The 13,301-nt window shown below is 70.8% G+C and carries 12 protein-coding genes and 1 tRNA gene; 7 read left to right on the top strand and 6 right to left on the bottom strand.

Annotated elements, in window-relative coordinates; genetic code table 11:
• The first annotated feature begins 74 nt into the window (after positions 1–74).
• The 3 genes from TR48_RS22495 to TR48_RS22485 all read left to right on the top strand — a co-directional run bounded on the left by TR48_RS22495 (position 75) and on the right by TR48_RS22485 (position 2,998).
• A complete protein-coding gene (locus tag TR48_RS22495) occupies positions 75–1,004 on the top strand; it encodes a LamG domain-containing protein (RefSeq protein ID WP_042370207.1) in 930 nt (309 codons plus the stop codon).
• Between the two features lie 92 nt (positions 1,005–1,096).
• Positions 1,097–1,999: a Yip1 family protein gene (locus TR48_RS22490; RefSeq protein ID WP_152628108.1), complete on the top strand. Its 903-nt coding sequence runs from the start codon at positions 1,097–1,099 to the stop codon at positions 1,997–1,999.
• Between the two features lie 132 nt (positions 2,000–2,131).
• A complete protein-coding gene (locus TR48_RS22485; RefSeq protein ID WP_042370244.1) occupies positions 2,132–2,998 on the top strand; it encodes an alanyl-tRNA editing protein in 867 nt (288 codons plus the stop codon).
• Between the two features lie 10 nt (positions 2,999–3,008).
• Here TR48_RS22485 and dcd read toward each other — a convergent pair whose 3' ends face one another.
• Together dcd and TR48_RS22475 are read right to left on the bottom strand one after the other, a co-directional pair.
• Positions 3,009–3,584 (bottom strand): dCTP deaminase, encoded by a 576-nt coding sequence (gene dcd, locus TR48_RS22480; protein ID WP_042370203.1) that lies wholly within the window; start codon positions 3,582–3,584, stop codon positions 3,009–3,011.
• A gap of 81 nt (positions 3,585–3,665) precedes the next feature.
• Complete coding sequence (locus tag TR48_RS22475) at positions 3,666–3,884, bottom strand: hypothetical protein (protein ID WP_042370202.1); 219 nt, start codon at positions 3,882–3,884, stop codon at positions 3,666–3,668.
• Positions 3,885–4,085: 201 nt separating this feature from the next.
• On the opposite strand from TR48_RS22475, the gene TR48_RS22470 reads away from it, so the two are divergent.
• Both TR48_RS22470 and TR48_RS22465 read left to right on the top strand, forming a co-directional pair.
• Positions 4,086–4,159 (top strand) — tRNA-Gly (locus TR48_RS22470).
• A 151-nt stretch (positions 4,160–4,310) separates the two neighbouring features.
• Positions 4,311–5,375, top strand: a complete 1,065-nt coding sequence (locus tag TR48_RS22465; protein WP_052442890.1) for a glycoside hydrolase family 26 protein — start codon at positions 4,311–4,313, stop codon at positions 5,373–5,375.
• 15 nt (positions 5,376–5,390) lie between these two features.
• On the opposite strand, the gene TR48_RS22460 is transcribed toward TR48_RS22465, so the two are convergent.
• From TR48_RS22460 to TR48_RS22450, 3 genes are read right to left on the bottom strand one after another with little or no spacing between them, the layout of a single operon-like run.
• The gene (locus TR48_RS22460) at positions 5,391–7,187 is read right to left on the bottom strand and encodes a glycosyltransferase family 39 protein (protein WP_052442889.1); all 1,797 of its coding nucleotides are present in this window, start codon (positions 7,185–7,187) and stop codon (positions 5,391–5,393) included.
• On the bottom strand, positions 7,184–8,383 hold the full coding sequence (locus tag TR48_RS22455; RefSeq protein WP_152628107.1) for a glycoside hydrolase family 26 protein: 1,200 nt from the start codon (positions 8,381–8,383) through the stop codon (positions 7,184–7,186). Before TR48_RS22455 ends, TR48_RS22460 begins: the two co-directional genes overlap by 4 nt.
• Positions 8,376–9,695, bottom strand: a complete 1,320-nt coding sequence (locus TR48_RS22450; RefSeq protein ID WP_042370199.1) for a glycosyltransferase family 2 protein — start codon at positions 9,693–9,695, stop codon at positions 8,376–8,378. The genes TR48_RS22455 and TR48_RS22450 overlap by 8 nt, the downstream gene beginning before the upstream one ends.
• Positions 9,696–10,091: 396 nt before the next feature.
• Here TR48_RS22450 and TR48_RS22445 point away from each other — a divergent pair, with 396 nt between their 5' ends.
• The gene (locus TR48_RS22445; RefSeq protein ID WP_042370198.1) at positions 10,092–11,192 is read left to right on the top strand and encodes a hypothetical protein; all 1,101 of its coding nucleotides are present in this window, start codon (positions 10,092–10,094) and stop codon (positions 11,190–11,192) included.
• 61 nt (positions 11,193–11,253) lie between these two features.
• On the opposite strand, the gene TR48_RS22440 is transcribed toward TR48_RS22445, so the two are convergent.
• Positions 11,254–12,573, bottom strand: coding sequence for a UDP-glucose dehydrogenase family protein (locus TR48_RS22440; RefSeq protein ID WP_042370195.1), 1,320 nt, complete (start codon positions 12,571–12,573; stop codon positions 11,254–11,256).
• Between the two features lie 414 nt (positions 12,574–12,987).
• On the opposite strand from TR48_RS22440, the gene TR48_RS43450 reads away from it, so the two are divergent.
• Positions 12,988–13,125 carry a hypothetical protein gene (locus TR48_RS43450; protein ID WP_161789883.1) on the top strand — a complete coding sequence of 46 codons (138 nt, stop codon included), beginning with the start codon at positions 12,988–12,990 and terminating at the stop codon, positions 13,123–13,125.
• The last annotated feature ends 176 nt before the right edge of the window (positions 13,126–13,301 follow it).

Raw genomic sequence — 13,301 nt, 5'->3', positions numbered from 1 at the left:
CATGGACGGCCCCCGATCGCTCGAGCGGTCGGGGGCCGTCGGTGCGTTCGTGACTGCTCATTAGGATCTTCCCCATGAGTTACGGCGGTTATCAGCCCCCTCCGTCCGTCCGGCCCCCGGAGCCGGACTGGAACGCGCTCGCGGACCGGCACGACGAGGAGCGGCGGCGCAACCGTCTGCGCCTGATCGGCGGCGTCGGCGGTGCGTTCCTGCTCGGCGCGGTGGTCGGCGGGGCGGGGATGAAGGCCGTGGACGGCAGCGGCGGCAGCACACCCGTGGCGTCGGCGTCCCAGGCCCCGGTGCGCGCGTCCGGGTCGGCCGGCGCCGCACCCAGCGCGTCGGCGAGCGCGGCTCCCGCCGCCACCGTCCTCGAGGACTCGCTCGGCGGGGTGCCGCTGACGTACGCCGCCGGCGCGCAGGTGCGTCCGGGCAACGGCAGCAAGGTGCTGTGGCTGGACGGCTCCCCGGACGCCTACGCGACCGCGCCGGGGCCCGTGGTGGACACCACCCGCAGCTTCACCGTCTCCGCGTGGGTGCTGCTGAAGCAGGCGCAGGGGGCGGCCATGGTGCTCAGCCAGGGCGCGGGCGGCTACTACACCTTCGCGCTCGGCCGCGACTACTGGCCCGGCCACCACGGCTGGGTCTTCAAGGTCCAGACGCGGGCGGGCAATTCGGACGCGTACACGCGCGCCGCCTACAGCCCCGGCGAGGCGAAGCTCGACTCCTGGGTCTTCCTGACCGGGACGTTCGACGCCGTTCACCACGCGCTCGACCTGTACGTGAACGGCAAGCTCGCCGACACGAGCCCGGCGCCGGGCGTCTGGCAGAACGACGGGGCTCTCCAGCTGGGCCGGATCCGCTACAAGAACGTGTGGGGCAACAACTGGGACGGGGCGATCGCCCACGTCCAGATCTGGGACAGGGCACTGAGTGCGAGCCAGGTGGCGGAGGCCGTGCACGACGCCTCCGGCGTGAAGCCGGTGCACTCCTGGTTGGTCAACTGAGGGCGCGGGCACACCGTCCCGCCCGTGTCACAGCTGTGTTCCGGGTGATCCCGCGATCGGTCGGCCGTCCCCCGGGCGGGTACCGTCGGATTGTGCGTCTACGAGGAATGAAGATCGGCGGGGGCGAGCGCCGGCGGCAGGCCGAGCCCGCCCCGCAGCCGGTCGCGGTCGATCCGGCCGACGAGCGCGGTCACACCCGTGCCTTCACCGTGCCCGAGATGCCGGCGGCCGGCTACGCCGGCTACGGCCCGGAGGGTTACGGGCCGGACGGGTACAGACGGGACGGTTACGGACCGGACGGCCGTGACGGGTACCGCGGCTTCGACGGTTACGGACCGGACGGCCGTGACGGGTACCGCGGCTTCGACGGTTACGCCGGTCCCGACGGACAGGGGGCCGACGAGCACGTCGCCGTCTACCAGGCGGGGCAGCCGCACCCGCAGGTCGGCTCGGAGCGGCTGCCGTGGCGGGAGCTGCTGCGCGGCATCGTGCGGCACCCCACCCGGACCTTCGCGCAGATGCGCACCCACCACGCGTGGGGCCCGGCGCTGGCGGTCTCCGCCGGCTACGGGCTGCTGGCCGGGTTCGCCTTCGGCGGCACCAGCGACGACGTGCTGCACTCGACGTTCACCGTCGCCCTGATGATCCTTTTCAGCAGCGCCGTCGGGTTCGTCCTGTGCGGGCTGATGCTCGGCTCCGTCACCCACGCCCTGGCCCGCCGCCTCGGCGGGGACGGCGCCTACGCGCCGACGGTCACCCTGGCCATGCTGATCTCCTGGCTCACGGACGTGCCGCGCCTGCTGCTCGCGCTCTTCCTGGGCACCGGCAACGGCGCGGTGCAGACGCTCGGCTGGGCGACCTGGGTGCTGTGCGCGTGGCTGCTGGCGGCCATGGTGCGCCAGTTGCACGACCTGCCCTGGGGCAAGGCGCTGACGGCGGGCTCGCTGCAGCTGATCATGCTGCTGTTGCTGATCAAGCTCCCGACCCTGGGCTGAGGCCGGAGCCGCCCGGTCGGCGCGGATTGTTGTTCAATGGTCGGCAGACCCTCGATCGTACGATCGCACGGCGGCGACCCCGCCGTGCGAGCCGCCGACCGTGCCACCCCGACCGTGCAACGGAGCCCGCTCATGACCGCGCCGTCCCTTCCCGCCGCCTCCACCCAGGTGACCTTCCCCGCCGGAGGCGTCGCGGACCGGTCCACGGTCGTGGCCTGCCTGGCGCTCCCCGACGGCCGCCACGGCGTCGTGGTCGAGCGCACGCCGTTCCACCCGCTCGACCACACCTGGCCGGACCAGCCCGCCGACACCGGCACCCTCGGCGGTCTGGCGGTGCTGGACTGCGTCACCGGCGGCGTCGGCCCCGAGGGCGAGTTCGCGGTCGGTGCGGACATCCCGGTGCGACGCGGCGACGCCGACTGGGCCTGGCTGGTCGTCCACGTGCTGGCCGAGCCGGTCGCGGTGGGCGAGGAGGTCGAGCTGCTCGTCGACGCCGACCGCAGGGCCGCGCTGAGCGCCTCCCACACCGGCTGCCACCTGCTGGCGCTGGCCCTCAACGCGGCGCTGGCGCCGCGCTGGCGCAAGGACCCGGGCCGCGCCGACTCGCACGGCAACCCGGACTTCGACTCGCTCGCCATGGACACCTCGCGGATGGACACCGCCGCAAGCTACGACGTGTACCGGATCGGCAAGTCGCTGCGGAAGAAGGGCTTCACGGCCGAGGGCCTCGCCGAGGACCTCCCGGCGATCACGGACGCCGTCAACGCCCGCCTGGCCGCCTGGGTCGCCGCCGACTCCTCCGTCCGCATCGAGGCGCCCGGCCCGGAGCTCACCGCGCGCCGCGAGTGGCACGCGGAGCTGCCCGAGGGCCACGCGTCGATCTTCTGCGGCGGCACCCACCTGCACCACCTGGGCGAACTGGCCGCACTGAGCGCGGAGCTGCGCCTGAACGAGGACGGCACCGAGCTGACCGTGACCACCACGCCGAAGCGAGCCTGAGGCGTCGGTCCTAGACCTTGGTCCGGTGGAAGTTCATGTACGACCGGGACGGGGTCGGGCCACGCTGGCCGAGGTAGCGCGAACCGTAGCGCTCCGACCCGTAAGGGAACTCGGCCGGCGAGGTCAGCCGGAACATGCACAGCTGGCCGATCTTCATGCCCGGGTAGAGCTTGATCGGCAGTGTGGCGACGTTCGACAGCTCCAGCGTCACGTGGCCGCTGAACCCCGGGTCGATGAAGCCCGCGGTGGAGTGCGTCAGCAGGCCCAGCCGGCCGAGGCTGGACTTGCCCTCCAGGCGCGACGCGATATCGTTCGGCAGCGTCACCACCTCGTAGGTGGAGGCCAGCGCGAACTCGCCGGGGTGCAGGATGAACGGCTCGTCCCCCTCCGGCTCGACGAGCCGGGTCAGGTCGGGCTGCTCGACCGCCGGGTCGATGTGGGGGTACTTGTGGTTCTCGAAGACCCGGAAGAGCCGGTCGAGACGCACGTCGATGCTGGACGGCTGGATCATCTCCGGGTCGAAGGGGTCGATGACCACACGACCGGACTCGATCTCGTTCCGGATGTCCTTGTCTGAGAGCAGCACGGGTCGAGCCTACGTGCATGGCAGGACCCCCGCCCAATCCGGCACGGGGGTCCGTTTCTCGTTTCCCTCTCGCCACGCGCGCTACGCGAGGAAGTCCACAGCCTCCCGCCGCAGCGCCTGCGTGATCTGCTCCGTCGACAGCACCGCCAGGTCCGCGGGTACCGCGCTGCGCAGTCGTGCGCACTGAGGACACCGCATCAGCCGTCCAGGGCCGATTCGCGCGGGTCGCAGATTCTGCAGCGGGAAACTCGCGGTGCTGAACAGGTGCCCTTCGGCACAACGGACGACAGTGCGCTCCATTGCATCCTCTCCCCAAGCCGTAGGCCAGCCATGCCACATTAGGGGATCTTCCGGACATACCGCCCACAGGCTCGCCGACCCGTCCCCCGGCCGCCCAGGGCGTCACAGTACGCCCACGGCACACGGAGACACCACCGCTGCACGTGAGGTACACGATGGGGTAGAGTGAAGATGGATCGACCGTTTCTGACGGGTGATCAGGCGGGCGTAGTTTAATGGTAGAACATGAGCTTCCCAAGCTTAGAGCGCGAGTTCGATTCTCGTCGCCCGCTCCAGCAGTAAAGGCCCAGGTCAGGGACATGATCCCCAGCCTGGGCCTTTGTCGTTCCGTGGGCCGCTCGCCCAGGGTCGGTTCATCTCGCCCAGGGTCGGTTCATTGGGCGGAGCGTTAGACTCCCCCGCGAAACGGAGATCCTGGGGGTTTTCTTGCGCACCACCCGTGCGGCGTTGCTCGCGCTGCTGCTCCTGTTCTGTGCGGGCTGTGCCCAGTCCGCGGACGGGGCGGCTCGTGGCGGGGGCCGGGGATGGGGCGCCGGTGGCGCGGCCAGTGCGACGGCGGCGAAGCCGGACGTGCCGACGGTGGCGCAGCTGTTGCGTCCGGACGGGGACTACTTCGGGGTGAGCACGGTGGGCTCGCCGCAGCCGCAGGAGACGGCGTCGGTGGCCGCCGCTGCCGGGCAGCATCCGACGATCCTGGAATACTTCCGGAACTGGACACAGCCCTTCGACGCCGACGCCGTGCGGGAGAGCTGGAACGAGGGCGCGGTACCGCTGCTGACGTGGGAGCCCGCGTCGGAGTCCAAGGCGTCGGACCAGCCGCAGTACGCGCTCAAGCGGATCGCCGACGGCGCGTTCGACCCCTACATCACCCAGTACGCGCTGGCCGTGAAGGCGGTCGGACTGCCCGTCATCATCCGTTTCGCGCACGAGATGAACGGCAACTGGTACCCCTGGGCCGAGCAGAACAGCGGAAACGCCCCGGGCGACTTCGTCAAGGCATGGCGCCACGTGCACGACGTCTTCACCAACGCCGGTGTCACCAACGCGATCTGGTTGTGGAGTCCGAACACCGTCCGGGGCACCCCGGAGCAGTCGGTGGAGCCGTACTTCCCGGGCGTCGGCTACGTCGACATGGTCGGCGTCGACGCGTACGGGTTCGGCGAGAAGACCGCGCAGGAGGTGCTCGACCCGACGGTGGTGCAGCTGGAACAGCTCACCCGCAGGCCGATCCTGATCGCCGAGACCGGGGCGCAGCCCGGTGCGGAGCAGGCGGGTTGGACGGCCAGTCTGTTCACCTGGCTGCACCGGCATCAGCAGGTCATCGGGTTCGTCTGGTTCGAGCACAGCGTCGCCGAGGGCGCCTGGCACGACTACCGCTTCACCGTCGACCCGGCCACGAAGTCGGCGTTCCGGGCCGGCTTGGCGGGGATGGCACTGCGCACGTGGCCGGTGGCCTCCGTGCTCCCCTCCGCCGCCGCGTCGAGCGGCTGAGGGGGGCATCGGGCGTCAGCGCTTGGCCGCGGCGCGGGCCTTCTTGACCGTCGGCGGCCTGACCGTAGGGGGCTTGTGTGCCGGTGGGCGGCGCTCCAGCAGTACCACCCGCAGCTCGCCGGTGAAGCGCTGCTCGCTCACCACCCGGAACTGCTGGGTCAGCACGGCCCGTTGCTTGTCCGGCAGGCCGTCGTAGAAGGAGGCGGTGGTCGACGTGGAGACCAGCCAGATCCGCTGCATCCCCAGCGCGCAGGAGGCTGGGACCGCGCACGGCTTGCCCTCGTACGTGCCCGAGGCGGCCGGGGACTGCTGCAGGAAGACGTCCCGGGGCTGGGCGCCGGACCCGCGCACGTCGTAGGCCATGGTGCGGATCGGCACGCCACGGGTGCCCGCGAAGGCGATCCCGTCGCCCGGTCGCTGCTGGCCCAGCAGCCAGGCGGCCGCGGTCCTGAAGTCCGGCTGCCCCGCGAGCGGGTCCGCCCGGACGGCGCGCTGGTCCGGCAGGCAGACCGCCACGAGCGCGCCGACCAGCGCCACCCCGGCGACCAACTGGCGGACGGTCAGGCCCCTCTGCCGCGGACCGACCAGACCGGCCAGCCCGCAGACGCCCACGGCCGCGAGCAACGCCCAGGCCGGCAGCGTGAAGAGCAGGTAGCGGGGCAGGAACAGGTTCAGCACCGACCGGGACAGGAACAGCAGCACCGGCGGCACCAGCGTCCAGGTCAGCAGTACGAACGTGTACCGCCGCGCGAAGAACACGCCCAGCATCGCCGCGCCCACCGTCACGTACATCCCGAAGGTGGACAGGAAGAACTGGCCGGGGAACTGCGGGAGGTCCTTCAGATCGGTGGAGATCCAGGAGACCTGCGCGGACTGGCTGTGTCCGAGCAGCGCGATCAGCAGCACCGGGACGACGCAGAAGCCGACCACCGCCGCCCACGCGCCCCAGCGCTTCCTGGCGACCACCAGGACCAGCATCAGATGGGCCACTAGGACGAGCGCGGCCACCAGGTGGAACATGCCCGTGAACGGCAGGGACAGGGCGTAACCGCCCCACCGGTCCGCGCGCGGGTCGTCGAGCGCGCGGTAGAGCAGCAGCGTCGCCGCGAGCACGGCGAGCACGGTCAGCGCGTAGGGACGCGCCTCCTGCCCGTACCGGCTGGTCACCGGCAGCACTGCGAAGATCAGGCCGGCCACCATGCCGACCCGGGAGTTGAACATCCGGCGGCCCAGGAGGGCGAGCAGTCCGGCCGAGAGGCCCATGGCCACCAGCGACGGGATCCGCAGCGCGACCACCGAGGTGCCCGCGACGGAGACCCACAGGTGCATCAGCGCGTAGTAGGGCGCCAGCACGATGTCGATGTTGCCGAGCAGGTGCAGCAGTTGGGACCAGGAGAGGGTGGCGGCCCACCAGGACGCGGACTCGTCCTGCCACAGCTGCCGGTGCCCTAGCTGATAGCCGGCCACGACGAGGGTGACCGCCGAGGGGACGAGCAGCAGCGCGGCGGTGCGCCGGGCACGGGCGGCACCGCCTGTGGCGCCTTGCTCCGCGGCGTCGTTCTCGTCGAGCGGTTCTGGCTCCGGTTCCGACTCCGAGACGGGATAGAGCGGTTCCTCGTCCGGGTGGGTCCACATGTACGCGTCGTCGCCCGCGACAGCCTCGGTGGCCACGGCGCCGCTGCCGACGGTCTCCGCGCCGCCGATCGCGCGGGAGGGGCCGGAGTTCTGTTCCTGCTCGGGGTACGGCTGCTGCGGGGGGATGTGGTCCGTGCGGGTGCGGGTGAACCAGCCGTCCTCGGACTCGGGGGTCATCGGGTGCTCCCGCTCGAAGGTTGGGTGAGGCTGCCCAGACCGGTCACCAGCGGCGCGGTGCTTATACCGGCCTGGAACGCGTCCTCGCTCTGCGGGTCGCCGTTGAAGCGCCAGTCGGACAGGGCTCCCGAGGTCTTGGTCTTCTCCGTCCACACGAAGCCGATGATGTCGTGGTTCTGCTCGAGCCACGGGAAGAACGACTGCACCCAGGAGACCTTGTCGCGGTCGGGCTCGGCGCCGGTCTCGGTGATCAGGACCGGCTTCTTCGTCAGCGCCCGGACCTGACGCAGCGTCGGGTCGAACGTGGTCGCGGGGGTGCTCTCGCGCACGCCGTAGCCGGTCAGGCCGACCCAGTCGACGTAAGCGTCACCGGGGTAGAGGCTGCTGAGCTTCGTGTGCGGCGCCGGCCGGATGATGTTCGGGCTCCACACCCAGATGACGTTGGTGGCCCCGGCCTTCTCGAACAGGTCATGGACGTGCCGCCAGGCGGCGGCGTACTGGCCGGCCTTGTTGCCGTTGGTCTTCTCCGACCACGGGTACCAGGTGCCGTTCATCTCGTGCGCGAAACGCAGCGCGACGGGCCACTTGGCGGCGGCGACACCCTGCGCGAAGGCGGTGATGTAGGAGTCGAAGGAGCCGTCGATGATGTTCGCGAGCCGGTACGTGGGCTGGTCCGCGTTGTTCTTGGGGACCTGGCCGACCCCGATGTTGTTCTCCCTGCCGCCGGCCCAGGGCTCCCAGGAGATCACCGGAAGGGTCCCGTGGTCGTAGGCCGAGGTGACCATCGCCGGACGGAAGGACTGGGTCCAGTTGACGAAGAACTCGGTCATCGTCGGACGCACCCCGCCGGCTGCCTCGGCCACGTCGGAGACCTCGGTGGAGCTGTACGGCGCACCCGGCGTCGCCGCCCCGAAGTACACGCCCTTGGGGTCGAGGAAGACGGACTTGTCCGGGACGGTGTTCTGGGGCTTGGCTCCGCCGCCGCCCAGCCGCTGGAGCAGACCGGGCGCGGTGGGGGTGACGCCGAGGCCGGCGAAGGACGTTCCCTCTGCCTTGGTCTGGACGGCGGCGTAGACGCCGTAGCTGATGGTGGCCAGCAGTAGCACGTTGACCGCCATCCAGACCCGGAGGCGGATGCCGCTGCCGCGGTTCCACCAGTGCAGTCGCTTGCTGCGGCGCTGGGCGGACCTAGACACTCATCACCACCGAGCCCGCCAGCATGACGGCTCCGATCAGATAGGGCACGAGAACGAGGGGGCTGCGGCTCTTCTCACCGGCGAAACTGTCCTGCCGGGTACCCCAACTCGCGTTGTGCGCGCAGCGGAAGAACCCGAGCAGGCGCACCGGGAGCAGCAGCAGGGTATTGATGATCATGAATGTCGGCAGGAACAGCAGGTCCTGCGGCCGGTAGGCGAAGTGGCGCCCGAACCGGATGGCGATCGACAGCAGCGACATCACCGCGGCCAGCACGATGACCAGCACCAGGGATCTGGTCGGGTCCCCGGGCAGCGGCAGCGCGTTGTAGATGCCGGGCCGGGAGCGGTGGAAGGCCGCGGCCACCCAGGAGCCGAACGTGCCCAGCAGGACGAACGGCACGGCGATGTCGGTCAGGTAGAAGAGGCAGAGCACCTTTGCGTGCCGCAGCATCCAGGGAAGCATGCGCAGCGTGTTGTACTGCGAACCACGCGCCCAGCGGTACTGCTGCTTGGCGAGCTTGGTCACTCGCAGCGGGGCGTCGGTGTAGACCAGGGAGGTGGACTGGTAAACCGTCCGATATCCCCGCTTCAGTGTGTAGTTGGTCAGCGTTCTGTCGTCGCTCACTTCGAGGAAGACGCCGAGGAACTTCTCGGAGAGGAAATCGTCGAGGCAGTCGAAGAGAATGCTGCTGCGAAAGGCGATGGTCCGGCCGGGCAGGCACCCGACGGTGCCGAGGACGCTCATCGCGGGCATCGAGTACTGGCAACGAACGCTCTCGAGCCAGTCGGCCCAACGGGTCAGCACCGCTCGGCTCGGTTCGAGGATGCGCTGGCGGGTCGTCACCCCGCCGACCTCCGCGTCGCGGAAGGGCTTGATGAGCTCGCTCAGGGTGTTGTCGGTCCAGATCGTGTCGGAGTCGACGAGGACGGCGATCTCGCCGCTGGACTCCTCGAGGCCGATCTTCAGCGCGTTGCGTTTTCCGGGGATCTCCGTCCAGACCCAGTGGACGCCGACATCCGCGCAGATCTTCTCCAGTGCGGGATTGCGGCGGCCGTTGATGACCACGATGATCTCGGTCGGACGCTGGACCAGGATCCGTCGTAGGACGTCGCGGAAGAGCTCCTCCGGCTCGTCCACCACCGGGATGATCACCGAGGTGGTCGCGGAGTACGGCTGCTTCCACGGCTTGTAACGGCGTGCCAGCACGATCCTGACGACCCATAGGAACCAGATGAGCGCCATGAACAAGGCAAACGGGTAGACCGAGCCGTCGGTCCACCACCTGCCGAGCTCGAGCAGGAAGGCCAGCATGTCCGTCCGTTCTTGCCTGCGGCTGACCGCATTGAGTCCGAAGCCGCGACCGGCGGCCCTCAGGATGGTATGACGGTGACGTGTGGCAAACTTGGACAAATCTGTGCAGATCAAAGGTCATTCAGCGAACTGTTATGCATCGGTGATGAAGGGTCAGGGCATGATTTCGGAATGAAGACGGTGGGATTGGGGTCCCTGCCGCTCTTTCCTGCCAATTCACCTCCGACGCGGACGCGTCGTCAGTGCGGGTACCCGGGAGACTCGTTGGACGGAGCGGGCGAGGGCGACGGGTGACAGGGGTTCGCTGCAAGCCCGATCGCTCCCCGATCGCCTTCATCAGGACCGGTATCAGTCAGACTCGTCCTGGCACCGAATGTCATCGATGGAGGAACCGCCATGTCCGAAGCCTCGTCAGGCTCGTCCTCTCCGCCGGATCCGCGGCTCTACCAGCAGCCGCCGGTGCCGGCGCAGCCCCAGCAGCCCCAGCCCGTTCCGCCGCCGGTGCCGCCGCAGCAGTACGTACAGCCGGCGCCGCAGCAGCCGATACCCACGCAGCGGGTCCAGCCGGCCGCGCCCGCCCAGCCCGCGCCGCACGGCGCCCCGACGCAGCCGGGAGCCCCGGCGCAGCAGTTCGGCGCGTCCGGTTACGGCTATCCGCAGCCCCAGCAGTCCAACAACCCGCCATCGCAGCAGATGTACGCGCCACCGCAGGGCGGGGCCGCCTTCGGCGGTCCTGGCGGTCCTGGCGGTCCTGGCGGTCCCGGGGTGCACGGAGAGCCGGACTGGGCCGGTATGGCCGCCGACTACGAGCGCACCGGCAAGCGCAAGCGCCTGGTGATCCTCTCCGGAGCGCTCGTCGCGGGCCTGGCCGTGATCGGCGGCGTGGTCTGGTACGGCCTCTCGGGCTCCAAGGGTCCCACCGATGCCGGGTCGTCCACCTCGCCCGCCCCCGTGGCTTCGGCGAGCTCCTCCCCCTCCGCCCCGGGCTCGGCCTCGTCGGACCCGTCGCCCAGTCACACGCCCCCGCTCGCCCCGGCCGACGTCTTCACCAAGAAGACGCTGACGATCGACGGCAAGACCTTCACGAAGACCAGTGACGACAACGCCGACCCGTGCTGGAAGGCCAGCATGGACGGCCTCGGCACGGTGCTGACCAAGAACGGGTGCGCCCAGGTGCTGCGCAGCACCTACGCTTTGGGCAACCACGCGGTCACCGTGGCGGTGGTGGTCTTCCACAGCAAGTCGGACGCGCAGGCCGCAGGCGCGTCGTTCGTCGGCAAGGTAACCCCGCTCTACGGCGACAACGTGGACTCGTTCTGCGTCGGCAAGGCGGGCTGTGCCGTGACGCACGCGGTCAGCGGCCGCTTCGTGTACATCGCCGAGTCCGGCTTGACCGGCACCTCGGCGAGCAAGCCGGACGCCCTGGCGAACACCGCGGGGCACGCCGCCGCGAGCTACGTGCTCAGTTCGCTGCTCAAGATCGAGCAGAACAGCTGACCGGCCGGCCGCGGCCGGGGCGCGTCGTCGCCCCGGCCCGGCGCTTCGGTCAAGGCCGAGGTCAGGGGCGGCCGAGGGGGCGGACGGTCCAGCCGGCGGCTCGCCAGGACGGGGCGTCCAGGGCGTTGCGGCCGTCGATGAGCCGCGGGGCGGAGACGACCTCGGCCACCGCGTGCGGGTCCAGGGTGCGGTACTCGGCCCACTCGGTCAGGTGGACGACCAAGTCCGCGCCCTGGGCCGCCGCCAACGCCCCGGTGGCGTAGTCGAGTTCCGGGTAGCGCTTGCGCGCGTTGTCCAGCGCCCTGGGGTCGTGGACGCTGACCTGCGCGCCGCGGCGTCGCAGCCGGGCGGCGACGTCCAGCGCGGGCGAGTCGCGGATGTCGTCCGACTCCGGCTTGAACGCCGCGCCCCAGACGGCCACCCGGCGTCCGGTCACTTCGCCGCCGCAGAGCTCCTCCGCGAGCGCGACCACGCGGTCGCGTCGGCGCAGGTTGATCGCGTCGACTTCGCCCAGGAAGGCGAGCGCTCGGCCCGCGCCCAACTCCTCGGCCCGCGCCCGGAACGCTCGGATGTCCTTGGGGAGGCAGCCGCCGCCGAAGCCGACGCCGGCGTTCAGGAAGCGCCCCCCGATACGGGTGTCGAAGGAGAGCGCCCGGGAGAGCTCGGTGACGTCGGCGTCGGTCGCCTCGCAGACCTCGGCCATGGCGTTGATGAACGAGATCTTGGTGGCGAGGAAGGCGTTGGCGGCGGTCTTCACCAGCTCGGCGGTGGGGAAGTCGGTCACGACGACCGGCACGCCCTCGGCGAGCGGCGTGGCGTAGACCTCGCGCAGCACCGCCTCCGTCCCGGGCGCGGCCGGGTCGATGCCGAAGACCAGCCGGTCCGGGCGCAGGGTGTCCTCCACCGCGTAGCCCTCGCGCAGGAATTCGGGGTTCCAGGCGATCCGGGCCGCCGCGCCCGCCGGCGCCAGCTCGGCGAGGCGTGCGGAGAGCCTGGCCGCGGTGCCGACCGGGACCGTGGACTTGCCGACGACGATCGCCGGGCGCTCCAGGAACGGTGCGAGGGTCTCCACGACGGCGTCGACGTACCGCAGGTCCGCGCCGTCGCCGTCCGCGCGCTGCGGGGTGCCCACGCAGCAGAAGTGGACGTCGGCGAAGGCCGCGGCCTCCTGGTAGGAGGTGGTGAAGCGCAGTCGGCCGGAGGCGACGTGCTTGGCGACCAGCTCGTCCAGCCCGGGCTCGTAGAAGGGGAGCCTGCCTGAGCGGAGGGCGGCGATCCGGTCGGGTTCGACGTCGACCCCGAGGACCTCGTGCCCCAGTTCGGCCATGCACGCCGCGTGGGTGGCGCCGAGGTAGCCGGTGCCGATCACCGTGAGCCGCATGCGACAGGTCCTTCACAGCTCGTTGGTCATTTCATATGAGTTTGGTGAGCCTAGTCGACCGGCCTGGGGAGGGCGGCGGTGGGTGGGCCAGGCTCGCGACCCGGCGGGAGTCTTGGCATCGCCCGCGCCGTGAATGGTACGTTCGCGCATATCGTTCATAGCTAGAATGATTCATGTGGGGATTCAGTGGCGGTTCTGATGGTCGCCAACGCGCTCGCGTCGCTGGCGCCGGGTCAGCGTCGCCGGGGTGGTCCGGCCCGGGCTGCTGCTGGCGCAGGGGGAGCCGGTTACCGTGGGGACAGGGGCTGTGCGCGCAGGCCCACGCGGCGCGGGCCGTTCCCCTCGGCCTGGCCATGGCGGTGATGCTGCTGGCGGGCACGCCCGACGCGCCCTGGCCGGCGCCTTGGTCTCCCGGTGAACGCGGCCGTCCGACAGACCTTCACCTCCCAGCCCGGCCACGCGTCCGCGTCGCTCCTGTGGGCGGCGCTGCTGGAGGCGGGCGTGCTGCGGGCGTTCTGCGGCGCGCTCGCGATCCGGTCCGAGCGCGGGTAGTCGGCGCCTTCGAAGATCACACCCCTGGGCGGGGTTACACCCCCCCGGTCGGGGGGTGGTGGGATCAGCCGGCCATGCGGCAGCATCGTCCGCACTGTTGCGGCGGCGCCGCGGCTCGGGGGTGGGGGTGACGTGCTTTCAGCAGCTTTCGGTTTTCCAGGCTTTCCCCCGGTGCT

It is taken from the genome of Streptacidiphilus neutrinimicus (assembly GCF_000787815.1).
Classification (GTDB): domain Bacteria; phylum Actinomycetota; class Actinomycetes; order Streptomycetales; family Streptomycetaceae; genus Streptacidiphilus; species Streptacidiphilus neutrinimicus.
Note: the sequence above shows the minus strand (reverse complement) of the source record. Positions and strands in the feature narration are given on the sequence as shown.

Coding starts and splice junctions, on each gene's coding strand:
- TR48_RS22495 (WP_042370207.1), top strand. CDS start 75: ATGAGTTACGGCGGTTATCAGCCCCCTCCGTCCGTCCGGCCCCCGGAG.
- TR48_RS22485 (WP_042370244.1), top strand. CDS start 2,132: ATGACCGCGCCGTCCCTTCCCGCCGCCTCCACCCAGGTGACCTTCCCC.
- TR48_RS22475 (WP_042370202.1), bottom strand. CDS start 3,884: ATGGAGCGCACTGTCGTCCGTTGTGCCGAAGGGCACCTGTTCAGCACC.
- TR48_RS22460 (WP_052442889.1), bottom strand. CDS start 7,187: ATGACCCCCGAGTCCGAGGACGGCTGGTTCACCCGCACCCGCACGGAC.
- TR48_RS22450 (WP_042370199.1), bottom strand. CDS start 9,695: ATGCTGGCCTTCCTGCTCGAGCTCGGCAGGTGGTGGACCGACGGCTCG.
- TR48_RS22445 (WP_042370198.1), top strand. CDS start 10,092: ATGTCCGAAGCCTCGTCAGGCTCGTCCTCTCCGCCGGATCCGCGGCTC.
- TR48_RS22440 (WP_042370195.1), bottom strand. CDS start 12,573: ATGCGGCTCACGGTGATCGGCACCGGCTACCTCGGCGCCACCCACGCG.